22 protein-coding genes, 1 pseudogene and 1 riboswitch are annotated in these 21917 nt (G+C 50.2%); of the genes and pseudogenes, 19 read left to right on the top strand and 4 right to left on the bottom strand.

Features of this window, described 5'->3' with window-relative positions; genetic code table 11:
• Window positions 1–2: 2 nt before the first annotated feature.
• On the top strand, window positions 3–683 hold the full coding sequence (locus ACJAZW_RS06650) for a DUF4386 domain-containing protein (RefSeq protein WP_415156309.1): 681 nt from the start codon (window positions 3–5) through the stop codon (window positions 681–683).
• Here ACJAZW_RS06650 and ACJAZW_RS06645 read toward each other — a convergent pair.
• Window positions 680–1552 carry a LysR substrate-binding domain-containing protein gene (locus ACJAZW_RS06645; RefSeq protein ID WP_415156307.1) on the bottom strand — a complete coding sequence of 291 codons (873 nt, stop codon included), beginning with the start codon at window positions 1550–1552 and terminating at the stop codon, window positions 680–682. The two genes, ACJAZW_RS06650 and ACJAZW_RS06645, sit on opposite strands and share 4 nt — an antisense overlap.
• Before the next feature lie 131 nt (window positions 1553–1683).
• Between ACJAZW_RS06645 and ACJAZW_RS06640 the strand changes: the two genes are divergently transcribed.
• On the top strand, window positions 1684–1953 hold the full coding sequence (locus ACJAZW_RS06640; RefSeq protein ID WP_415156305.1) for a hypothetical protein: 270 nt from the start codon (window positions 1684–1686) through the stop codon (window positions 1951–1953).
• Window positions 1954–2023: 70 nt separating this feature from the next.
• Here the strand turns inward: ACJAZW_RS06640 and ACJAZW_RS06635 are convergent, their stop codons facing one another.
• Both ACJAZW_RS06635 and ACJAZW_RS06630 read right to left on the bottom strand, forming a co-directional pair.
• Complete coding sequence (locus ACJAZW_RS06635; RefSeq protein ID WP_415156303.1) at window positions 2024–3406, bottom strand: MATE family efflux transporter; 1383 nt, start codon at window positions 3404–3406, stop codon at window positions 2024–2026.
• 128 nt (window positions 3407–3534) lie between these two features.
• Window positions 3535–3879 carry an invasion associated locus B family protein gene (locus ACJAZW_RS06630; protein ID WP_415156361.1) on the bottom strand — a complete coding sequence of 115 codons (345 nt, stop codon included), beginning with the start codon at window positions 3877–3879 and terminating at the stop codon, window positions 3535–3537.
• A 514-nt stretch (window positions 3880–4393) separates the two neighbouring features.
• Here ACJAZW_RS06630 and coxB point away from each other — a divergent pair.
• The 11 genes from coxB to ACJAZW_RS06575 all read left to right on the top strand — a co-directional run bounded on the left by coxB (window position 4394) and on the right by ACJAZW_RS06575 (window position 16804).
• Window positions 4394–5338 (top strand): cytochrome c oxidase subunit II, encoded by a 945-nt coding sequence (gene coxB / locus ACJAZW_RS06625; RefSeq protein WP_415156301.1) that lies wholly within the window; start codon window positions 4394–4396, stop codon window positions 5336–5338.
• A 77-nt stretch (window positions 5339–5415) separates the two neighbouring features.
• On the top strand, window positions 5416–7071 hold the full coding sequence (ctaD, locus tag ACJAZW_RS06620; protein WP_415156299.1) for a cytochrome c oxidase subunit I: 1656 nt from the start codon (window positions 5416–5418) through the stop codon (window positions 7069–7071).
• 70 nt (window positions 7072–7141) lie between these two features.
• On the top strand, window positions 7142–8074 hold the full coding sequence (locus tag ACJAZW_RS06615; RefSeq protein WP_415156297.1) for a heme o synthase: 933 nt from the start codon (window positions 7142–7144) through the stop codon (window positions 8072–8074).
• Window positions 8074–8229: a hypothetical protein gene (locus ACJAZW_RS06610; RefSeq protein ID WP_415156295.1), complete on the top strand. Its 156-nt coding sequence runs from the start codon at window positions 8074–8076 to the stop codon at window positions 8227–8229. Before ACJAZW_RS06615 ends, ACJAZW_RS06610 begins: the two co-directional genes overlap by 1 nt.
• Window positions 8230–8239: 10 nt before the next feature.
• On the top strand, window positions 8240–8785 hold the full coding sequence (locus ACJAZW_RS06605; protein ID WP_415156293.1) for a cytochrome c oxidase assembly protein: 546 nt from the start codon (window positions 8240–8242) through the stop codon (window positions 8783–8785).
• 17 nt (window positions 8786–8802) lie between these two features.
• Complete coding sequence (locus ACJAZW_RS06600; RefSeq protein WP_415156291.1) at window positions 8803–9639, top strand: cytochrome c oxidase subunit 3; 837 nt, start codon at window positions 8803–8805, stop codon at window positions 9637–9639.
• 72 nt (window positions 9640–9711) lie between these two features.
• Window positions 9712–10491, top strand: a complete 780-nt coding sequence (locus ACJAZW_RS06595) for an SURF1 family protein (protein ID WP_415156289.1) — start codon at window positions 9712–9714, stop codon at window positions 10489–10491.
• 31 nt (window positions 10492–10522) lie between these two features.
• Complete coding sequence (thrC, locus tag ACJAZW_RS06590) at window positions 10523–11926, top strand: threonine synthase (RefSeq protein WP_415156287.1); 1404 nt, start codon at window positions 10523–10525, stop codon at window positions 11924–11926.
• A gap of 1 nt (window position 11927) precedes the next feature.
• On the top strand, window positions 11928–13190 hold the full coding sequence (locus ACJAZW_RS06585; RefSeq protein ID WP_415156285.1) for a M16 family metallopeptidase: 1263 nt from the start codon (window positions 11928–11930) through the stop codon (window positions 13188–13190).
• Window positions 13191–13208: 18 nt separating this feature from the next.
• Window positions 13209–13814 carry a GNAT family N-acetyltransferase gene (locus ACJAZW_RS06580; protein WP_415156283.1) on the top strand — a complete coding sequence of 202 codons (606 nt, stop codon included), beginning with the start codon at window positions 13209–13211 and terminating at the stop codon, window positions 13812–13814.
• A gap of 74 nt (window positions 13815–13888) precedes the next feature.
• Window positions 13889–16804, top strand: coding sequence for an EAL domain-containing protein (locus tag ACJAZW_RS06575; RefSeq protein WP_415156281.1), 2916 nt, complete (start codon window positions 13889–13891; stop codon window positions 16802–16804).
• 2 nt (window positions 16805–16806) lie between these two features.
• On the opposite strand, the gene ACJAZW_RS06570 is transcribed toward ACJAZW_RS06575, so the two are convergent.
• Entirely contained in the window at window positions 16807–17388 is a 582-nt protein-coding gene (locus ACJAZW_RS06570) for a YqgE/AlgH family protein (RefSeq protein ID WP_415156279.1), read from the bottom strand.
• A gap of 125 nt (window positions 17389–17513) precedes the next feature.
• Between ACJAZW_RS06570 and ACJAZW_RS06565 the strand changes: the two genes are divergently transcribed.
• From ACJAZW_RS06565 to ACJAZW_RS06540, 6 genes and pseudogenes are all read left to right on the top strand, one after another.
• A complete protein-coding gene (locus ACJAZW_RS06565; protein WP_415156277.1) occupies window positions 17514–18374 on the top strand; it encodes a protein-disulfide reductase DsbD domain-containing protein in 861 nt (286 codons plus the stop codon).
• A 44-nt stretch (window positions 18375–18418) separates the two neighbouring features.
• A complete protein-coding gene (locus tag ACJAZW_RS06560; RefSeq protein WP_415156275.1) occupies window positions 18419–18931 on the top strand; it encodes a redoxin family protein in 513 nt (170 codons plus the stop codon).
• A 26-nt stretch (window positions 18932–18957) separates the two neighbouring features.
• A complete protein-coding gene (locus ACJAZW_RS06555) occupies window positions 18958–19533 on the top strand; it encodes a hypothetical protein (protein WP_415156273.1) in 576 nt (191 codons plus the stop codon).
• A 43-nt stretch (window positions 19534–19576) separates the two neighbouring features.
• A riboswitch (glycine riboswitch) is annotated at window positions 19577–19662 on the top strand.
• 160 nt (window positions 19663–19822) lie between these two features.
• Window positions 19823–20959 (top strand): glycine cleavage system aminomethyltransferase GcvT, encoded by a 1137-nt coding sequence (gene gcvT / locus ACJAZW_RS06550; RefSeq protein WP_415156271.1) that lies wholly within the window; start codon window positions 19823–19825, stop codon window positions 20957–20959.
• A gap of 27 nt (window positions 20960–20986) precedes the next feature.
• Window positions 20987–21358: a glycine cleavage system protein GcvH gene (gene gcvH / locus ACJAZW_RS06545; RefSeq protein ID WP_415156269.1), complete on the top strand. Its 372-nt coding sequence runs from the start codon at window positions 20987–20989 to the stop codon at window positions 21356–21358.
• A gap of 19 nt (window positions 21359–21377) precedes the next feature.
• Window positions 21378–21917 (top strand): annotated as a pseudogene (locus ACJAZW_RS06540) (glycine dehydrogenase); the annotation flags it as partial.

Raw genomic sequence — 21917 nt, 5'->3', positions numbered from 1 at the left:
CTATGACCTACCAAACAAACGATATCGTCGCTGCAAGAACTTACGGTCTCGCCTTCATCTCTACGTTTTTAGCCTATGGAGTTGGCACAGCCCTGCTGGATGGGATGTTTACTGCGCCAGATCCGATTGCCGTTATTGAGGCTGGAAGCACAATTTTTGTCAGTTCGATCATTTTGACCGTGATCGTTCACACTATCGCAAACATGACGCTGGCGGTGATCATGTTTAAAATCTTGCAGCCCTTCTGTCGATTCTTGCATGTGGCTTATCTGGCGTTCGCCGGCATCGCCACAACTGCTCTGCTTGTTGGCGGCGCAATGCTTGCACTGGCTTTGCCCTTAAGTGGCAACCAAACATTTGGCCCAGAGCAAACTATCGAGCACGTAGCGCTGCTGCACAAAGGCAATTTCTACCTTTATCAGGCGGGTATGACTATTTGGGGCGTTGGCGGATTTTTGATGTGCATCGTGTTGTTGCGCACAAAACTGGTGCCCACTTGGCTGCCCGTTTGGGGGATGGTCGGATATTGCGTCTTTGTGATTGGCACAGTTTCAGAGTTTTACGGCAGCGGATTTGGCGTAACACTTTCACTGCCAGGCGGTCTATTTGAGCTTGCCCTTAGCTTATGGCTGATAATTAAAGGCTTCGATTATAGCCATGTGAACGCAAAAAGCACAGCTTAGGCTGCATTCTCAATCACCATTTCCAAGCTCCCTTTGATATGCTCGGCGAGCGCATTATAAATGCCGCCATAGGCATTGCTCGCCCGCAGCATTGCAATATCAGCATCGGGCAATGGCGGCATACCGTCTTTTGCCCCCAAGATACGCATGTCCGAAGTAATCGAACTTTCGCACAACACCCCCACGGCAAGCCCGGCATTGACAGCGCTGGTGATCGCGGTGGCATTGGACGACGTGTAGGCAATCCGGAAATCAACGCCAGCATCGTTTAATGCGTCTTCAGCGGACAAACGCCAACAACAATCTTTGTTGCCGCACGCGATCGGCAGGGGGGTGCACTCATGCGCCTTTGAATCTTTACCCACCATCCAATGCATGGGCTCCGAGCGCAGCAATTCGCCAAATTTCTGGCTGGTGCCTTGGGTGAAAATGATCATGTCAAATTTGCCGGTCCGCACGCCATCCAGCAATTCCTCTGATGGCTGGCATTTTACATCAATTTGGATTTTTGGGTGGGATTGCTGAAACGAGGACAATAGCAACGGCAAAACCCGCACCGCATAATCATCGGGAATGCCGATATGGATGGTGCCGGACAAATCCTCTTTTGAAAATAGGTCAACTATGTCGGCGTTGATTTGCAGCATGCGCCGCGCACGGTGATACAGCGTTTCCCCAGCGTGGGTCACCGTGACCCGGCGGCCATCGCGCACCAACAATCGGGTGCCCAATCTCTCTTCAAGCCGTTTGATTTGCATCGAAACCGCACTCTGGGTCTTAAAGACGCGTTTTGCCGCTTCCGTGAAACTGCCACAATCCGCAATAACCGCAAAAGTTTGTAATTGATCCAAGTCGAGGGGCGTCGCCATTATCATCACCAAAATTGATCGTACTTATGATTTCTATTTGTTAGACGAATGTCGGGTTTGTCAATATCTTCTGTCTTGTAAACGATCTTTGCCGCATTTTTTGGCATTTCACACATCTTTGGAGATTTGATATGGCGTTTGTTTCAACAAGCCGTCGTACAGGCTTCAGCTTTTCTAATTCTCAGCTGCGGACACTGGCGACAAACTTTTCACTTTTTGCAGAGCGCGTATTGCGTTCAATTCGCCAGCAGCAGACATTTAGCGTTTTGAATGCGCTGAATGCCGACCAATTGGCTGACATAGGGCTGACCAAAGCCGATGTTCATGAAATGGTGGAAGTCGGCCACGACCAGGCACTTTGGCGGCTAACAATTGCCCGCAAACGTGCGAGCAAACTCTAGCGCAGTATTTTCTACCCCCCTAAACTTTGCCGAGCCCACATGCAGATTTTGCCTGTCGGTTCGGCTTTTTTTATGAGGCGATTGGGACCGCTTCGATGCCTTGATCGTTTTGGACAGTAAGTTTCTTGATCAACGCAAGCGCGGCAATAACCGGTACGACGCCAAACACAACAGAACCTGCCGCCACACCCCAAAATATGCCATCAAGGCCGCCCCATTGTGCGCCAAAATATACAAAGGGGATAACGCCGACAGTCTGGCGCAACCAATTGAACAATGTTGCATAGAGGGGCCTGCCCAAATTGTTGAAAGCAGCGTTCGATATGAACAAAAAGCCGTTGAAGAAGAACGAACCGGCCATGATCGTGCAGAAAAGCCTGATCACCCTCTCCATTTCGCCTGTAGCGTTGTAAGTTGACACGATGTAGTCTTGGGCAAAGTACAACGCACTCCACGCCAGCGTCACATAGACCAGATTGAATACGATCCCATCAAGTAGGGTGCTGCGCACGCGGGTCATTAAATTTGCGCCAAAATTCTGGCCAATTATCGGGCCAATGGCCCCCGACAGTGAGAAGATTACACCAAATGTCAGTGGGATCAGTCGGTCAACCACGGATTGGCCAGCGATTGCCGCATCGCCATAGTTTGCAATCGCTTGAGCGATCAAAAAGGCGCCAACGGGCGCTGCAAGGTTGGTGGCCACCGTGGGGAGCGCAATTTTGAGAATATTGTGCAAGTCGCGCACGAACCGTTCGCGCGTCGGCAACGCAACCATATTGTGTGTGCCAATCACAAAATACAGACCCAAGCCGGCAAATGTGACCCGCATGATCGAAGAAACAGTTGCAGCGCCAATGACTTCCCACCCGAATACGAAAATGAAAATCGGGTCCAACGCCGCTGTCAGCGCGCCGCCGACCAAAGGTAAATACATCGACCGTTTTGCGTCGCCTTTTGACCGCAACAATCCCATGGTGACCATGCCAACGCTCAAAAACGGCATGCTTGGCAATACGATGTACAAATATTGGCGGGCATAGTCCAAGGCCGGGCCCTCGGCCTTTAGCAAACTCATCAACCAATCCGTCATCAAGTAACCAATTATGGCGACAATTACCCCAAACGCGAAGGCCGATATTAGCGAGGTTCCTGCGTAGGAACGGGACTTTTCTTCGTCACCTGCGCCAATTGTTCGCGCCACCATCGCAGATGCGCCGATCATAAAGCCAATGGACAGGCCCATAACAAAGCTCAACACATAGCTAGCCCGACCAACGGCTGCAGTTTGCGCCGTGTCGTTGAGTTGAGAAATGTAGAACAAGGTGATCGCGTCGACGAAAAATATGGCCATCAAGCCAATTGCCGATGTGGTCGTCATAATAACCACATGGCGCATGGTTGAACCTTGTGTAAACGTAGCTTTCATGCCGCTGGTGCTCGGCTTGGACATAGTTTGGCTTTCTAAATTCAGGCCACACAAATGTCCGCCCGATCTGATCAGGCACTCTAAATGGTCTTTTGAAACCAAAAAATCAAGTCATCAAAGGATCACTAAAACGAGAATAGCAGATTGTGAGATTATGGAAGGGTATCGTAGCCTTCACCCAGTCCAACAAGCGAAATCGGAATGCCGATCCCCTCTTCAGGGGTTTTGAAGATGACAAACAAAGCACTTTTGTTGCTCCGCAATTGTTCAAGACTGGCATCATCTAGCGCAACTTCTGCAACGCAGCCGCTTGGTAAACAACGTACCCACGGCATCCAAACCATTTCTTGTTCGCCAATCTTCACGCCCAAATCCTTGGTCAACAACACACCAAGCGGTGCCCATACGCGCAGCAGCGTGTATTTCGCGTCAGCGGTTTTGATCACATAGATATTGAGTTTCAATCCAGACTGCGAGTCATCGGACACAATTTGCACCAGTGCGCATTGCTCAAACTTTGCACCCGGTGGATTTTCGCACGTCAATTCCCAATCGCCATGCCGAGATTTCAAGATGCCTTGGGAGAATGCAGCGCCATTTGCCAGTGCAAAGAAGCTAATAAGCGATATGAGAGCGACAATACGAGCGAGCAAAATGATTCCCCGAGGCTAATAATTCAGATTTGACACGTTTTTGCGCGTTACAAAGCCAATAGTCAATTTGGCCAAGGCGTTTCACACGTTTAATTCTTGATATTGGGATTGCGGCATCATCGTGGCTCAAGTGCATATTTGAGCATAAACACTCAAAAACGATACATTTTTGTACACTTACGGGAAATTGTCGCACCGATAAGGCGCAATTGGAATTGCGCAAATTGTTCGGATATGATTTACGTCAACAATGAGATTCTGCCGAATTTGGGGATAGGCGATTTGACAAGCGGAGTGTACTCCACTTATGCGTATGCTCAACAATTAGGCGTTAAACATGTCGCAAAGGGAGACTGACGTGAGCAAACTTCTTGCACGTCTGGCAAAAGTCACATCAATATTCATCGCTTGGGCTATGCCCGTCGCCGCTTTTTCTCAAGAAGCTGGGGAGCGAATTACTGGGCAACCGACGGACGGTGCGATTGGCTTTCAGCCATCGGTAACCACCATCATGGACAGCATAACAGCGTTTCACAACGGCCTGTTGATGCCAATCATTACGATCATAGTGATTTTTGTCACTGGGTTATTGATCTGGGTCATGTTGCGCTACAATGAAAAATCAAATCCAAAGCCGGCGCGCTTTACGCACAATACTTTGGTCGAAATCGTTTGGACTGTGGTGCCGATTTTGATCTTGATTGTGATCGCAATTCCCTCATTTGGCGTTTTGACCGATCAAATGACAACACCAGATGGCGAACGCAAATATTTGGGCAGTTCAATCTTCTCGCGCGAAAATGGTGAAAAAATACCAGCGCCTGAAGTGACCGTAACGGTCACTGGTGTTCAATGGTCTTGGACATACACATATAACGACCTGAATGATGCAACCTATGATTCCTACATGTTGAAGGAAGACACAGACGGCAACACTAAAGGTCGCCTTGAGTGGAAGCCGAACCAGCCGAAATTGCTTGCTGTTGACAATGAACTTGTCGTTCCAGTGAACACAACCGTGCGCGTTTTGGTTACAGCAACAGACGTTATCCATGCATTTGCAGTACCTGCATTCGGTATTAAAACCGATGCAGTGCCGGGCCGCATCAACGAGACTTGGTTCAATGCCCGCAAAGAAGGCATGTATTACGGTCAATGCTCAGAACTTTGCGGAAAAGATCACGCCTTCATGCCAATCGCTGTGCGCGTTGTGTCTAAAGAAGAATTCAAAGCTTGGTCTGATAAGCTAAAAACCGAAGATGACGTTGAAGTCGCAAACACCACATTGGCAAGCTTGAACTAGAGCATCAAATTAAAGATTTAGGGGCTCTGGGTTCTATACGGACCAAGAGTTGAATGGGAAAGAGGCAAGGAAAGCAAATGGCAACCGCAACTGCTGACCAAGGCGCGCACGCAAACCCGACGGGTTGGAAGCGCTATGTATATTCAACAAACCACAAAGATATTGGTACAATGTACCTTTTCTTTGCCATTTTCGCGGGGATTATTGGTGGGGCTCTCTCAGGCTTTATGCGCTGGGAACTGGCCGAGCCGGGCATTCAAATATTCCCCGGACTTGCATCAATCGTTTATGGCGCTGAATGGCAAAGTGCTGCTGCACTAGACGCTGGCAAGCACATGTATAACGTATTCACCACGGCCCACGGTCTGATCATGGTGTTTTTCGTTGTGATGCCTGCATTGATCGGGGGCTACTCGAACTGGTTCGTTCCGTTGATGATTGGTGCGCCTGATATGGCGTTCCCGCGTATGAACAACATTTCCTTCTGGTTGTTGCCACCCGCCTTTATCCTCTTGTTGATGTCCATGTTCTTTGAAGGCCCTCCGGGCGGCATGGGGACAGGGGGCGGTTGGACCGTTTACCCACCATTATCGATAACCGGACAGCCTGGCCCAGCGATGGATTTTGCGATCCTGTCGCTTCACCTTGCTGGTGCGTCGTCAATCCTTGGTGCCATCAACTTTATCACAACGATTTTCAACATGCGCGCGCCGGGCATGACGTTACACAAAATGCCATTGTTCCCATGGTCAATTCTTGTCACGGCGTTTTTGTTGTTGCTTTCATTGCCTGTATTGGCTGGTGCGATCACCATGCTTTTGACAGACCGCAACTTTGGCACGTCATTCTTCTCGCCTGAAGGCGGGGGTGATCCGATCTTGTTCCAGCACTTGTTCTGGTTCTTTGGTCACCCTGAAGTGTACATCATGATCCTACCAGGCTTCGGTATCGTCTCGCAGATCGTGGCAACCTTCTCAAAGAAACCAGTATTTGGTTACTTGGCGATGGTTTACGCGATGGTGGCGATTGGCTTCGTTGGCTTTATCGTGTGGGCGCACCACATGTACACTTCGGGCATTTCGCTTGATACGCAACGTTACTTCGTGTTCGCCACGATGGTGATTGCGGTGCCAACGGGCGTAAAAATCTTCTCGTGGATTGCAACCATGTGGGGTGGCTCTTTGTCATTCCGTCCACCAATGCAGTGGGCCATCGGCTTCATCTTCTTGTTCACCGTTGGTGGCGTGACAGGTGTTGTTTTGGCAAATGCTGGTGCTGACCGTTCATTGCACGACACCTATTATGTGGTTGCGCACTTCCATTATGTGCTCTCACTTGGTGCGGTGTTCTCGATCTTTGCGGCTTGGTATTATTGGTATCCAAAAATGTTCGGCCACATGTACTCAGAAACACTAGCAACCATACACTTCTGGGTGATGTTTATTGGTGTGAACCTGATCTTCTTCCCGCAGCACTTCCTGGGGTTGAACGGCATGCCAAGGCGTTACATCGACTATCCTGAAGCGTTTGCTTGGTGGAACCAAGTCTCGTCTTGGGGCTATGTCGTGACCATGATCGCGGTGATCATTTTCTTGATCACCATCGTTGAAGCAGTCATTAAAAAACGTCCAGCTGGGGATAATCCATGGGGCGAAGGTGCAACCACTCTGGAGTGGACATTGCCTTCACCACCACCTTTCCACCAGTTCGAAACACTACCAAAAATTAAGTAGTGAATGTGAGTTCCTCCCGTCGCGCAATCGTGCGGCGGGATTTTAAAACAGATCAAGGCATGATCCAATAATGGCAGTTGTCAGCGACGAAAATGAACGGCCTCTTTATTCTTCTGCGGATGTAGAAGACTATTTTGCGCTGCTCAAACCGCGCGTTATGTCGCTTGTGATTTTCACAGCGATTGTGGGGTTGTTGGTTGCGCCGGGCACAATTCATCCCCTGATTGGCTTTACCGCCATCTTGTGCATTGCTATTGGGGCAGGGGCCTCGGGTGCACTGAACATGTGGTACGATGCTGACATTGACGCCATCATGAGTCGCACCATCACCCGCCCAATTCCATCCGGTCGCGTCACCAAGCAAGAGGCGTTGGCTTTTGGGCTGATTCTTTCCACGTTTTCAGTGTTTACGCTGGGGCTGTTGGTCAATTGGGTTGCTGGCGGATTGTTGGCCTTCACGATTTTCTTTTACGCCGTGATCTACACAATGTGGCTCAAGCGTTGGACACCGCAAAACATTGTCATTGGCGGAGCGGCAGGTTCATTCCCGCCAATGATCGGCTGGGCTGCGGTTACCGGCACAATTACCGTTGAAAGTGTCATTCTGTTTTTGATTATCTTTTTGTGGACTCCTCCGCACTTCTGGGCTTTGGCGCTGTATAAAAAAGGCGACTACCAAGAGGCAGGCATCCCCATGTTGCCAAATGTCGCCGGTGAACGCGCCACGCAAAATCAGATATTCATTTACTCGCTATTGCTTGCCGCTATTGCGCTCGCGCCGACAATTATCGGTTTTGCCAGCATCGCTTATGGTGTTGCAGCAGCTCTCTTGAGCGCTGGCTTTGTGTTTTATGCGACAAAGCTGTGGCGGCAAAAAGACTTGGTCGAAATGAAAAAAGCGGCACGTAAATTGTTTGCTTTTTCGCTGGTCTATTTGTTCGCGATTTTTCTTGTATTAGCTGCCGATATTGGCGCAACCAAATTGCTTGGGAGCATAACATAATGTCAGAACTCACACCTGAGCAAACCGAAGAGCTGAAAAAGCGTCGCCGCAGACGTTCGATTGCGCTGGCGGTTGTGCTTGGCGCACTTGCTATTCTGTTCTACGCCGTAACCATTGTGAAGATCGGCCCAGCCATCCTCCAACGGCCTTTGTAGGGTTCCGCACGTGGCCAATCTAAACCTGACAGCTCCAACAAAAGATGTTCGCAACAAACGAGTTGCGATTGCGCTGCTGCTCGTTGTGGCTGGCATGGTGGGCATGGCCTATGCCGCAGTGCCATTATATCAGATTTTTTGCCAGGTCACCGGCTATGGCGGTACCACGAAGCGCACAGATGATAACGCTGTCAGCATTATTGATCGTGAAATGGCTGTGCGCTTTACCGCCAGCGTTGACGCGAGTTTGGCGCTTGACGTGAAGCCGGCAAAAATGTCGATCGACAAAATCGGTTCGAAGGTAAAGATAGTATATACCGCAACGAACTTAAGCGATAAGCCGTTGGCAACAACAGCGGCCTTTAATGTGGCCCCGGCCATTGCGGGATCATATTTCAACAAGATTGAATGTTTTTGCTTCACCGAGCAAGTTTTGGCACCGGGTGAAGTTAAGGAAATGCCGGTTGTCTATTATTTGGACCCGGAGTTGGATTTAGACAAAGAGCTTGATACGATCAAGCAAGTCACGCTCTTTTACGCATTCTATGCTTCGTAAAGATTGGGAGAAGCTTAATGGCGGCACACGCTAAAAATCATGATTATCACTTGGTCGATCCAAGCCCATGGCCATTTATCGGTTCGATTTCTGCATTTATTATGGCGGTCGGCGGTATCTACTGGATGCGCGCGGACGTGCCGTGGGTCTTCCTCATTGGCCTCACAGGTGTGCTCTATACAATGTTTGGCTGGTGGAGCGATGTGATCAAAGAATCGCACGCTGGCGATCACACGCCGGTTGTGCAACTGCACCACCGTTATGGCATGATCTTGTTTATCGCCTCAGAAGTGATGTTCTTTGTCGCATGGTTCTGGGCATATTTTGATATGTTTTTCTATTATGACGAGGCCCAACAAATCGGCCGGATCGCGGCAACGGGCGGCAATTGGCCACCTACCGGCGTCGAACTGTTCAATCCCTGGCACCTGCCGATTTTCAACACACTTTTGTTGGTCACCTCGGGCATGACGGTGACTTGGGCGCACCATGCTTTGCTAGAGAACGACCGCGAAGGGCTTAAATGGGGCTTGGTCTTAACTTGTATCCTGGGCGCTATATTCACCTTTGTTCAAGTGCTTGAATATGGGGCAGCTGGCTTTAGTTTCTCAGGCAACATTTATGGCGCAACCTTCTTCATGGCCACAGGCTTCCATGGCTTCCACGTTCTTGTGGGAACTATATTCTTGTTGGTCTGCTTGTTCCGCGCAATGAACGGTCACTTCACACCCAAACAGCATCTTGGTTTCGAGTTTGCCGCCTGGTATTGGCACTTTGTGGATGTGATTTGGTTGTTCCTGTTTGCCGCCATCTATGTATGGGGCTCATGGGGCGTTGCCGGAGCTCACGGTTGAGCCGATAAATTTGATTTTAAGGCGCGGGAGACCTCCCGCGCCTTTTTTGTTTGCTAAAATGGAAATTCATCAATGTCTGCCACCAAACGCAATTCAGCTCTGGGTACCGCCTTCTTTGTCGCCGTAATGTTGGGCGCTGCTTTGTTGTTTGCAGTGCTTGGTTTTTGGCAGATGGAGCGGTTGGGCTGGAAAGAACAATTGATCGCATCCGCCACACAACGTGCAGGCAATGTGCCCGTGCAAATACCCGCCGCATCGACTTGGGCCACACTCGACCCGCAAACAATTGATTTCCAGCCAGTTTTACTCAGTGGGCAGTTTAGAGAGCGTGGCGAGGCGCGGATATTCATCTCGTTGCCCATGAAAAGAGGTCGATATAGCGGGCCAGGATATTGGATTGTCACGCCTTTTGAGCTGACCGATGGCGGCGTGGTTTATATCAACCGTGGTTTTGTCCCCCAGGAGTTGGCCTTCAACGCTGGCTATAGTGTGGCACCAAAGGGCCAAATGGAAATTGTTGGCGTCTTGCGTAGACCCGCGCGTGTCGGGGCCGCAACCCTTGAGCCGGATTTGGCAAAAAATGTTGATTGGGTCATCAACCCAAAACGCCTAACGACGATTCTATTCAAAGACTATGGAGACGTTGCACCATTCTATGTCAATTGGCAGCCAGCTGAGCAGATCGGATTGCCACAGCCTGTGCTGATCGGTGAGATTGAATTTTCCAACAAACATCTCGAATATGCTTTGACGTGGTTTGCATTGGCGGCAATGACCCCGATTTTACTGATATTCTGGCTCGTGCGCCGCAAGAAAATTCAAAAACTTGCAACTGATCAAAGTGCGCACTAGTGTGCGCTCGACTAATTTCACGGATTGAATAATGCATTATATCAGCACACGCGGCCTCGCGCCGCGCTTGGGATTTTGTGACGCTGTCCTTGCGGGGCTTGCGCGAGATGGTGGACTTTATCTGCCCCAAACGTGGCCACAAATCGATCATACGCAAATTGGCGCGATGGCCAACAAGCCTTTCGCCGATGTCGCGTTTGAGGTGATTTCGCCCTTTGTTGATGGGGAAATCCCAGCGGATAAGTTGCGCCAAATGCTCAATGAAGCCTACGGCACCTTCCGCCATTCAGCGGTAGCTCCATTGGTGCAAACAGACGAGGGACACTTTGTCCTTGAACTGTTTCACGGCCCCACATTGGCGTTTAAAGACGTAGCGATGCAGTTTTTGGCCCGGGTGATGGATCACATTTTGGGTGAGCGCGATCAACGCGCCACCATTGTTGGGGCGACGTCTGGCGATACCGGTTCTGCAGCGATTGAAGCATTTAGAGGACGCGACAACACAGACATCTTCATTTTGCACCCAAAAGGCATGGTGTCGCCGGTGCAGCAGCGACAAATGACCACCGTGCTTGACAAGAATGTGCATAATATCGCGCTTGAAGGAAACTTTGATGATTGCCAAACCATCGTCAAAGATATGTTCAACAACCACCATTTCAGTGACGGCGTGAACCTTTCTGGTGTTAACTCCATCAATTGGGGCCGCATCGTTGCGCAGGTTGTTTATTACTTCACCTCAGCGGTAGCGCTCGGTGCACCACATCGCGAAGTGAGCTTTACTGTACCAACGGGCAATTTTGGTGATGTATTCGCTGGCTTTGTGGCGCAAAAGATGGGCCTACCGATCAAACAATTGATCATCGCCACCAACGAGAACGATATTCTGCGCCGCACGATGGACACTGGTCGCTACGAGATGGACGGCGTTTGCGCCACCACCAGCCCATCGATGGACATTCAAATATCCTCGAACTTTGAGCGCTTATTGTTTGAAGCCAATGATCGCAACGCAGAAGAAACCAAAGCGCAAATGGATGGCTTAAAGCAATCCGGCAGCTTTGCGCTTTCCGAAAAAGCCCTAAAATCGATCAAAGCAAAATTTACCGCTGGCACCTCAGATCAGGCGCAAACCGCAGCGGTTCAACAAAACGTGCTCGACAATGCCGGATATCTCATGGACCCGCACACAGCGGTCGCCTACAAAGTTGCTCTTGAACGCGCTGATGCAACGACACCGATGGTGACCTTGTCTACAGCGCATCCAGCCAAGTTCCCGGCAGCAGTTAAGTCTGCAACGGGCGTAGATGCTCCGCTACCAGCTTGGCTATCTGATCTTTACGAACGCGAAGAGCGTTTTGAGGTCTTGGAGAATTCTCAATCCGCGGTTGAAGGGTTTATCAAAACTCATGCCCGCGCCAATAAGGAACAATAATTTGCCAGTTCGTTCAACCACTCTTGATAACGGTATGACCGTCATTACCCATTCAATGCCAAGCCTTGAAAGCGCATCAGTCGGCGTCTGGGCCAAAGCCGGTTCGCGTTGTGAAACCAAAGAAGAACACGGCATTTCGCATCTGTTGGAACATATGGCGTTTAAGGGAACACACACCCGTTCGTCACGCCAAATTGCCGAAGAAATTGAAAATGTCGGCGGCGATGTTAATGCCGCAACGAGCGTGGAAAATACCGGATATTTTTCTCGTATCTTAAAGGAAGATGTCGGTCTAGCCGCTGACATTCTTTCTGACATTTTACAAAACTCGCTGTTCAGCGCAGAAGAGCTACAACGCGAAAAACATGTGATCGTGCAAGAGATCGGTGCCAGCCATGATGCGCCCGACGACTATGTTTACGACCTCTTCCAAGACGTCGCCTATCAGGATCAACCGATTGGCCGATCCATTTTAGGCACAGTTGAATCTGTTGAAAATTTTACGCCAGATGCGATCCGAAACTATATGGAACGCACCTATGTTGGTGATTCAATGGTTATGGCTGCGGCCGGCAACGTCAACCATGATCAGTTGGTTGATATCGCAGCGAAAAAATTCGACGGCCTGAAAGCAACCGGCGCACCAGAACCTGTCGCTGCGCGTTTTGATGGTGGTGATATCCGCCTAGACCGTGACCACGAACAAGCCCATGTTTTGATTGGTGTTGAAGGGCGCGCCTACCATTCGGATGGATTTTATGCCAGCCAGATTTTGGCCAGCATTTTGGGTGGTGGCATGAGTTCCCGCTTGTTCCAAGAAGTGCGCGAAAAACGCGGGCTTTGCTACTCAATTTATGCCTTCCACTGGGCTTTTGCAGATAGTGGAATTTTTGGCGTATCAGCCGCAACGGGCGACGATGATCTTGGCGAATTGGTGCCGGTTGTTCTTGACGAGCTTAAGCAAGCAACGCTTAACATAACTGAAGAAGAAGTGGTCCGGGTGCGCAATCAAATCCGCGCCGGGCTGTTGATGTCGTTGGAGCGCCCTTCGTCGCGCGCAGGCCAGTTGGCGCGCCAACAGCTTTTGTGGGGTCGCCCCATTCCGCTTGAAGAAACCGTTGAGCGCATCAACAATATTGATGCATCACGGGTGATGGAAGTTGCTGCACAATTGTTCAATGGTGCAAAACCCGTCGTCGCCGGTATTGGCCCCATGTCGAATCTGGCAGACTATGACAAGATCGAGGCTCAACTTAAGTTTTAGCTCACTGCAAGGAACGTTATGGTGTTGCGCACCCTTTTTGGCAAAGGACAGCCCGTCGAATTGACCAGCAAGACTTTGTTGCTGCGCACACCAACACTTGACGATTTTGAACTATGGCGCACATTGCGCGATGAAAGCCGAAGCTATTTGACGCCGTTTGAACCCAAATGGAGTGAAACAGAACTCACCCTGTCATCATTTCGTGAGCGGGTGCGTCAGGCCGAACGCGCAGCGATAGATGGCTCAGCTTTCGCCCTCTTTATCCACGAAGTCAGTGGCGGGGACACCAAACTGGTCGGTGGCATAAACCTGTCAGACATACGTCGCCGCGTCGCGCAGTCCGTCAATATCGGCTATTGGATGGGCGAAACAAACGCGAACAAAGGCACCATGACACAAGCTTTGGGCATGACTTTACCTTTTGTTTTTGATCAGCTGGATTTGCACCGCGCCAATGCGGCGTGCTTGTTGGGCAACCAGCGGTCAATACGGGTGTTAGAAAAGAACGGATTTATGCATGAAGGGCATGCTGAGGGCTATTTGAAAATAGATGGAAAATGGCAAGATCATTTGTTGTTTGGCCTTACAAAAGAACGATTTGAAAGCAATAGAGCTGCCAGTTAATTGTATTTATCGGACTTATCTGGTTGATGCTGAGGCTGTTTCTCGCTACGAAAAAGATCACTGGGAGTAGTAATATGCGTTTTGAGCGGTTGCAGCGCGCAATTTTGGTGTTGGTCGTGCAAATTATGTTTGCCGCTGCTTCGGCAAATGCATGGGCGCTTGAAACGGTTGCCATCCCCGAAAATGTTGGCGCACTTGATCTGTCAGCAGCGTTAGAGCACCGCGACGGCAGCGATGGGCGTGTGCAATTGTCCACCGCACCCGACGCAGAAGGCATCGTGCGCCGAATTGAAGTGCAGGCAACTGAGCAAGGCACAAATCCCAATTGGGCGCTGATCGCCATTACCAACCAAAACGATGTGCAATTGGAACGGCTTTTGGTCGCCCCGCACTTCCGGTTGCCAGGCTCGGGTGTGTTTTCACCAGATTTGGGCGGCAAACGCATAAATGTTATCACCCCGAGCCAAGGCTTTCGGCCAGAGCGCATTGACGATAGGGAAGCCGACGTATTCTCCATCACGGTAGATCCCGGTGCCACGGTCACTTTGATCATGGAGCTGGAGGGCGCAATTGTTCCCGAGCTCTATATGTGGGAGCCCGCCGCTTACCGCGACTATGTGAACTCGTTCACCCTGTTCCGGGGTACGTTGTTGGGCATTTCTAGTCTGTTAGCGGTATTCCTAACGATCATGTTCGTGGTCAAGGGGCGCGGCATGTTCCCCGCAATTGCCATGTTTGCGTGGGCGGTACTGTTCTATTTGCTGGTTGATTTTGGCTTGATCGGCATAATATTTGAACTGTCCCCGGATCAATTGCGCACGTCCCGCGCCACCGCTGAGGCGGCCATAGCAACAACCCTGTTCGGATATCTGTTTATCTACCTCAATTTGCACCGTTGGCACCTGCGATTTATGCATTTGGCGTTGGCGATCGGCGTGGCGCTTGCCGCCTTGATGGTGCTGTCCTTCTTCCTACCGGTATTGTCCATTGGCATCGCCCGCACCATTCTTGCTGTAGTGGGTTTGTTTGGCATTCTAGTGGTTGGATTTTTGGCCATTCGCGGCTACGACCGCGCCATTATGATCGTGCCCACATGGATCATCACCGTGGCGTGGTTGGTCTTTGCCTACATGGTGGTCTCGGGCGGCATAAGCAATGATATTGCGCAATCTGCGGTCGCTGGCGGGCTTGTGCTCATCGTCATGCTGTTGGGCTTCACCGCAATTCAGCACGCCTTTACCGACGGGCAGGTGTCGGTCGGACAAGTGACCGATGTTGAGCGCCAAGCGCTCGCCTTGATCGGCTCTGGAGACTTTGTCTTTGATTGGAATATTGATCGAGATCGGGTTACTGTTTCAGAATCGCTTGCGGTGCGTCTTGGCGAATCCAACGAACATCTTCAAGGCGCGATCAAAGGGTGGCTTGACCGCGTGCACCCAGAAGATCGTGACCGTTTCCGCACAGCATTGGACACCCTTGTTGAGTTGAAGCGCGGCAAAGTATCGAGCGATTTCCGGATTATCACCCATGATGGCAGTTATCGAAATTTCCGCCTTCGTGTAAAACCCGTGTTGGGCAGCAATGGCGACGTGACACGGTGCGTTGGCACGTTACAAGACGTAACCGACGAGCGCAGCGCGCGTGATCGATTGATGCACGACGCGGTGCACGATAGCCTTTCAGGATTGCCCAACAAACAATTGCTGCTGGATCGCTTGGCACGCGCCCTTGTTCGCTCGCGTGAAGAAAAAGAAAACAAGCCCGCGGTATTTTTGATCGATATAGATGGGTTTACCAATCTTGATGAGCGTATCGGCAATGTGGCGGCTGACTCGGTGCTGTTGGCTATTTCGCGCCGTCTTGCGCGCTTGATGCGTCCGCTGGACACATTGGCACGTATCAATGGAGACCAGTTTGCGGTGGTGTTGGTTTCAGAGCAGAGTGCAACAAAAATCGCATCGTTTGCCGAACAAATGCGCAAATCGATCCGCGAGCCGATCAAGTTTGGTAGCGACGAGCTGTCAATTTCCGCTTCGATTGGCGTGACGATTTACGACAACAAGCCCAACTCGTCCGATAATGTTTTGCGCAATGCCGAATTGGCCATGATGTATGCAAAACGCATGGGCGGTGATCGAATTGAAGCCTATCGTGCAAACACCAGCGAATTGGGCGTTTCGCAAAGTACCTTAGATGTTGATCTTGAACGGGCAATCGATCAGCGTGAATTGCAAATGCATTTCCAACCTATCATCGATTTGGCAAACGGCGAGCTGGCGGGTGCTGAAGCTCTGATGCGGTGGAACCATCCAAATCGGGGGGCCATTAGCCCGGAAGAATTTATCCCGCTTGCCGAACGCAGTGGGTTGATCGAACGGCTTGGTCAAGTTGTCATCGAACAAACGGCGATCCAATTGCGCTCGTGGATGAATGCAACGGAGCTACCTGAGAAGTTTTTTGTGTCGCTAAACCTATCAGCGCAGCAGTTGGGAAATGAAAACCTGCTCAATGAGATGCGTACGCTGATTTCTGCCCATGGCGAGCTGGTTGAAAGAATGCTTTTGGAGGTGACCGAAAGCCAAGTAATGGCAAGCCCCGAGCAATCGGCCTACATTCTTGATGCGCTCAAAGGCATGGGTTTTCGGCTGGCGCTCGATGACTTTGGTGTTGGGCACTCTTCTTTGTCCTATTTGCACCGCTTCCCGTTCGATTTTGTCAAAATTCCATCGACATTCGTTCAAATGGAAGAACGTCACGGCATATCGCAAACCCAAATGCCCATCATGCGGGCTGTGATAAATCTGGCAAAAGAACTCGACATGAAAGTTATCGCGGAAGGCGCGGAAACGCCTGAAGAAGTGGAGCGGCTGAAGTCGCTTGAATGTCGCTATGTGCAAGGTTTTGCTTTTTCAAAGCCGGTGACTGGACCAGAAATTGTTCAGCTATTGAAGCGCAACTCGAAGTTGAGCTTTATCACCAAGGTCGAGTAGGTTTAGGCGTGGCCAGCGGTGCTTGACAGAAATGCAATATCGATGCCAGCATTTTTCAGCGCTTGTGTGTAGCGTTTGTCCATTGGTGTTGTGAATATCAAATCGGTGGACGCTGGTGTCGTAAGCCATCCATTGTCAAAAATTTCATTTTCCAACTGCCCGGGTTCCCACCCGCAATAGCCCAAAGCCAACAGTGCGTGTGAAGGTCCGTGCCCATCAGCGATAGATTTAAGCACATCCATGGTAGTGGAAAGGCAAAGCTCTCCTGAGATGTTGACCGAATTCTCAGGCGTTACGAAATCGGCCGTGTGCAACACAAATCCACGGCTGGTTTCGACCGGTCCACCCACAACAATCGGTTGATCATAGGCTGAGTTTTCTGGCGCGTCGTCTTCTTCAATCTTGATGTCAAACTGCGCCATCAGGTCTGCGAAGTGCAGGTCCGGCATCAGCTTATTGACCACCAATCCCATCGCGCCATCCTCCTCGCTATGCGAACAGATATAGACAACGGTATGGGCGAACCGCTCGTCTTGCATATCTGGCATGGCGACCAAAAACTGGCCACGAAGAGAAAAACTCACTTGAAAACTCCTACAATGTTCAAGTTTCGACTTTTTCAGATTACGCGCAAGAGGTAAACTTTCGATCACCAAAAGCTGATCGCGTTAAGCTTTTGTTTTTAATCTAAACAAGTTATCAAGAGCCCATGAACACTCGTTATTCCTGCTACTTCGCCCTATTGGGCCTATTATTGTTGCTCAATTCTGCACAAACTGTCTTTGCAGGTGAGACAGCTTGGGAAGATGTGGCGCCGGGTGCCCAATTGCGGCTGATCTCATCCAACCAGCTTTCCAAACAAGGGTATGTGGACGCCGCCATTCAGCTGCGTATGGAGCCAGGTTGGAAAACCTACTGGCGCATCCCCGGTGAATCGGGCATTCCGCTGACGGCAAGTTGGGATGGCTCAACAAATATCAACACCAGTTTATTGCAATGGCCCATTCCGAAGCGAACACTTGATTATGGGGTCATGGATTACGTGTTTGAGGGTGACCTGACCATTCCACTTAAAATCACGCTTGCTGATCTTGATAAGAGCGCGATTTTGAATGCCCGGCTAGTCCTTGGCATATGTTCAGACATTTGTGTGCCTGTGCTGTGGAATGGGCAATTGGAAATCGATCTAAACAAGCCTTCTGCGGGCCACGCTTTCCGGGTGACAGCAGCCTATGCCTATGTACCGGTTCTGGACGATCGTTCAGGCGCACCGTTTGCGCGGGTTGGATATAGTGCTGAACTTGATAAATTGGTCCTTGCTGCTTCTGCGGATCCGTTGAGCAACGCAACGTTAATATTGGATTTACCTAAAACAGCGCTTTTGTTCGATATGCCTCAATCTGGACCAGAATTGGGAACTATGACTGTTGCTAGTTTGGTCAATTATGATCTATCGACGCTGGTCAATCAAAATATACGTCTCACCTATGACAGCGCTGAGGGGCCTTTTACCAAATTGGTCCAAGTTGAAGTATTGTTAAAGGTCGATGGTGGGTTGGTCTTTAAGTAAAAAATATCCTGGCGCGATTGCCTTTGTAAAAGTGAGTTCAAACTATGCCTCTGGCGATTGGCGACAAACTGCCCTCAATTTCGATCAAACTTATTACCCCCTTAGGGGCCAAGGATGTCGATTTCGCTCAATATGCAGCAAATGGCACAAGTGTATTGTTCTGTGTGCCTGCCGCATTTTCGACTACTTGTCACAATAATCATCTTCCAGGCTACATTGCCAATGCAGAAAAATTTGCAAAATTGGGTATAAACCGTGTAGCCTGTTTATCGGTCAACGATCACTTTGTGATGTCCGTATGGGCAGAGCAAACGGGGGCATTGGGTAAAATTGACATGATTGCTGATGGCAACGCCGAATTGGCGATTGCGGTGCGCTCTGAGATTGATGCCAGAGCGGGTGGCATGGGGACACGTTTTGCAAGGTTGGCCTATATCGTTAAAAACGGGGTAGTTGCTGACGTGTTTGTCGAAACAGCTAAAGGTTCGACCGCGCAAACGGGCGCGGACAATCTTTTGCAGGCGATTGAAAAAATGAATGCGGCGCAGTCTGCGTGATTGTGAATAAAAGAGTGAGTGTTAGAATGTTGTCATTGAAAATAGGCAGAGCAATAGCGGTTGTGGCAACCGCGTCCTTGTCATTGAGCGCCTGTATTGGGTCGTTCGCCGGCGGCAATAATAATACCAACCAACTGCAAAACAAATCTGCGACACAAACTGAAATCGCCAATTCTGCCCCCACCGCTTTTCCAATTGTTGCCAGCGAATGTCCTCAGATTCGCGTTCGCTCTGGCGGTGAATCTTTTGGTGTTTACACCAAGGGCCAAATAGGCAATGCGAAAGAATTGCGCTACCAAGCCGTCATTGATAAACAATCGCGAAACTGCTTGGTGTCCAACGGCTTGATCACCGTTAAAATGGGCGTGGTTGGCCGTTTGCTAACGGGGCCAAAGGGAAGCAATGACACGGTTAATGTACCGCTTCGGTTCGCCGTAGAGCGCGATGGGCTGTCTGTCTTCTCGCAAAAGTATGATATCCCCATCACAATTACACCGCCAAGTCAGGCCGAAGAATTCATCAAAGTCGTCGAAAATGTAGCAATTCCCTATGTTGGCGGCGAAGAAATTATCATTTGGGTTGGGTTTGATCCAAAGGGATAAGCTCAAACTGATTGACCTACGCCAAATTGAAAGCTAATTTGGCGCTGCATTAGCGGGAGAGACTGGTCTTCCAGCGCCGAAGGAGCAACCGCCCCGGAAACTCTCAGGCAAAAGGACCGCTAAGCAAACAAAACTCTGGAAAGCGGAACAGGTCACCCTAGTTCCCACCGAAGGACGTAGCCGGGAAAATATCCCCCGGGAAATCTCTCAGGTAATCCGACAGAGGGGGCGCCAAGGCGACACTGGTAGGTCGCGCTGGTACCTTTTGTCGAGTTTAATGAGGGATTTGATGGCTGGGGCTTCAAACGAAAATCTTCTATCCACACCACTTAACGACACCCATATTGCATGGGGCGGTCGCATGGTTGGATTTGCTGGCTACTCAATGCCAGTACAATATAAGGGCGTCATTGCCGAGCATGAGCACACTCGCTCTGCTGCGAGCCTTTTTGACGTTTCACACATGGGGCAGGTCATTGTAACCGGTCCAGACCATGAAACCACCGCGCAAGCCCTTGAAAGCTTGATGCCGGGTGATCTGGTTGGTTTGAACCCGGGTGAAATGCGCTACACGCTTTTGCTTAACGACCAAGGCGGCATCGAAGATGATTTGATCGTCACACGCCCGATTGAAGCGGGCACCGACGGTGTGTTGATGATTGTCTTTAACGCAGGTCGCAAAGACCATGACGTGGCAATTTTGCGCGCCAACCTTGATCCAAGCATCAAAGTCGAAACCTTTTGGGACAAAGCGCTGATGGCTTTGCAAGGCCCAAAAGCGGCTGAAGTGTTGGCCCGCTATTGCGATCTCCCTTCAAAGCTAAGTTTCATGAATGCTGGTGCGACAAAAATCGAAGGCATCAACGTTTATGCGTCGCGCTCTGGTTATACGGGCGAAGATGGTTTTGAATTGTCTGTTGCGGCTAAGGACGCTGTAAAACTCGCTGAATTGCTCGTCAGCAATGATGAAGTTGAACCAGCCGGACTTGGCGCACGTGATAGCCTTCGCCTTGAGGCAGGACTATGCTTGTACGGCCACGATATGGACGATCAACGTGATCCGATTAGCGCTGGCTTGATCTTTGCCATTGGTAAAGGTCGTCGTGTCGAAGGTGGGTTTCCCGGCGCATCAACAATTCAAAAAATCATCAAAGACGGTGCAACTGAAAAACGCGCAGGCGTTCGTTTTACGGGCCGTTTGCCGGTACGTGAAGGCGCAGAGATTGTTGACGCTAACGGCAACAAAATTGGCGTGGTGACGTCGGGCACATTTGGCCCAACTATCGGCGCGCCGGTTGCCTTTGCTTATGTGCCTGCAGAATTTGCCAAATTGGGCACAGAAATAACAGCCATGGTGCGCGGTAAAGCGGTCATTGGCGTTGTCGAAAAACTTCCATTTACACCAGCAAACTATGTGCGTTTGTAAAACAGATATCGGAACAAGGGGGACCAAATGAGCGGTACACATTACACAGAAGACCACGAATATATCAAAGTTGAAGGCTCAACTGGCACAGTTGGCATTTCCGACTATGCACAAAACCAGCTCGGCGATGTCGTGTTTGTGGACGTGCCTGAAGTTGGCGCAAAGTTTGCCAAAGGTGACGAAGTTGCAGTTGTTGAATCAGTTAAAGCGGCTTCGGAAATCTACGCACCAGTTTCTGGCACAGTGATCGCGGTAAATGAAAAACTTGCTGAAGAGCCGGGTCTTGTGAATTCAAGCCCAGACGTTGATGGCTGGTTCTTCAAAATCGAAATTGATGATGCTGGTGACCTTGAAGGCTTGATGAGCGAAGACGCTTACAAAGCCCACACAGACGCTTAATTTTTCTAAGGGACATTCTATGCGCTACCTGCCGCATTCAAACAGAGACAGAAAAGTGATGATGGATGCCATTGGCATCCAGTCGTCCGACGAACTGTTCGCAAAAGTGCCAAACAAGGTGTTTAACAACGCCAAGATTGACTTGCCTGACCATCAGCCCGAATTTGTGGTTGAGGCGACTATTCGTCGCTTCGCCAATAAAAACCGCGCGGCAGGTGATGGCCCGTTTTTTGTCGGCGCTGGCGCATATCGTCACCACGTGCCAGCCAGCGTGGATCACTTGATCCAACGCTCTGAGTTTTTGACCGCCTATACGCCGTACCAACCTGAGATTTCTCAAGGTACGCTGCAAATGCTGTTTGAGTTTCAAACACAAGTGGCCAACCTAACCGGCATGGAAGTGGCAAACGCTTCAATGTATGACGGCTCGACCGCCACGGTTGAAGCCGTGTTGATGGCACGTCGTTTGAAACGTCGCCCGGGCATTGTGATATCTGGTGGCCTTCACCCCCAATATCGCGACACCGTTGCGACCTATATGGGCGACGATGAAGGCTTT

This window comes from Maritalea sp. (assembly GCF_047634455.1).
Lineage (GTDB): Bacteria > Pseudomonadota > Alphaproteobacteria > Rhizobiales > Devosiaceae > Maritalea.
Note: the sequence above shows the minus strand (reverse complement) of the source record. Positions and strands in the feature narration are given on the sequence as shown.

Bases quoted from the DNA above. Each gene is read 5' to 3' on its own strand.
- ACJAZW_RS06635 (WP_415156303.1), bottom strand. From the start codon at position 3,406: ATGTCCAAGCCGAGCACCAGCGGCATGAAAGCTACGTTTACACAAGGT.
- ACJAZW_RS06640 (WP_415156305.1), top strand. From the start codon at position 1,684: ATGGCGTTTGTTTCAACAAGCCGTCGTACAGGCTTCAGCTTTTCTAAT.
- gcvH (WP_415156269.1), top strand. From the start codon at position 20,987: ATGAGCGGTACACATTACACAGAAGACCACGAATATATCAAAGTTGAA.
- ACJAZW_RS06650 (WP_415156309.1), top strand. From the start codon at position 3: ATGACCTACCAAACAAACGATATCGTCGCTGCAAGAACTTACGGTCTC.
- ACJAZW_RS06580 (WP_415156283.1), top strand. From the start codon at position 13,209: ATGGTGTTGCGCACCCTTTTTGGCAAAGGACAGCCCGTCGAATTGACC.
- thrC (WP_415156287.1), top strand. From the start codon at position 10,523: ATGCATTATATCAGCACACGCGGCCTCGCGCCGCGCTTGGGATTTTGT.
- ctaD (WP_415156299.1), top strand. From the start codon at position 5,416: ATGGCAACCGCAACTGCTGACCAAGGCGCGCACGCAAACCCGACGGGT.
- ACJAZW_RS06610 (WP_415156295.1), top strand. From the start codon at position 8,074: ATGTCAGAACTCACACCTGAGCAAACCGAAGAGCTGAAAAAGCGTCGC.
- ACJAZW_RS06600 (WP_415156291.1), top strand. From the start codon at position 8,803: ATGGCGGCACACGCTAAAAATCATGATTATCACTTGGTCGATCCAAGC.
- ACJAZW_RS06555 (WP_415156273.1), top strand. From the start codon at position 18,958: ATGTTGTCATTGAAAATAGGCAGAGCAATAGCGGTTGTGGCAACCGCG.
- ACJAZW_RS06595 (WP_415156289.1), top strand. From the start codon at position 9,712: ATGTCTGCCACCAAACGCAATTCAGCTCTGGGTACCGCCTTCTTTGTC.
- gcvT (WP_415156271.1), top strand. From the start codon at position 19,823: ATGGCTGGGGCTTCAAACGAAAATCTTCTATCCACACCACTTAACGAC.
- ACJAZW_RS06615 (WP_415156297.1), top strand. From the start codon at position 7,142: ATGGCAGTTGTCAGCGACGAAAATGAACGGCCTCTTTATTCTTCTGCG.
- ACJAZW_RS06645 (WP_415156307.1), bottom strand. From the start codon at position 1,552: ATGGCGACGCCCCTCGACTTGGATCAATTACAAACTTTTGCGGTTATT.
- ACJAZW_RS06560 (WP_415156275.1), top strand. From the start codon at position 18,419: ATGCCTCTGGCGATTGGCGACAAACTGCCCTCAATTTCGATCAAACTT.
- ACJAZW_RS06575 (WP_415156281.1), top strand. From the start codon at position 13,889: ATGCGTTTTGAGCGGTTGCAGCGCGCAATTTTGGTGTTGGTCGTGCAA.
- ACJAZW_RS06565 (WP_415156277.1), top strand. From the start codon at position 17,514: ATGAACACTCGTTATTCCTGCTACTTCGCCCTATTGGGCCTATTATTG.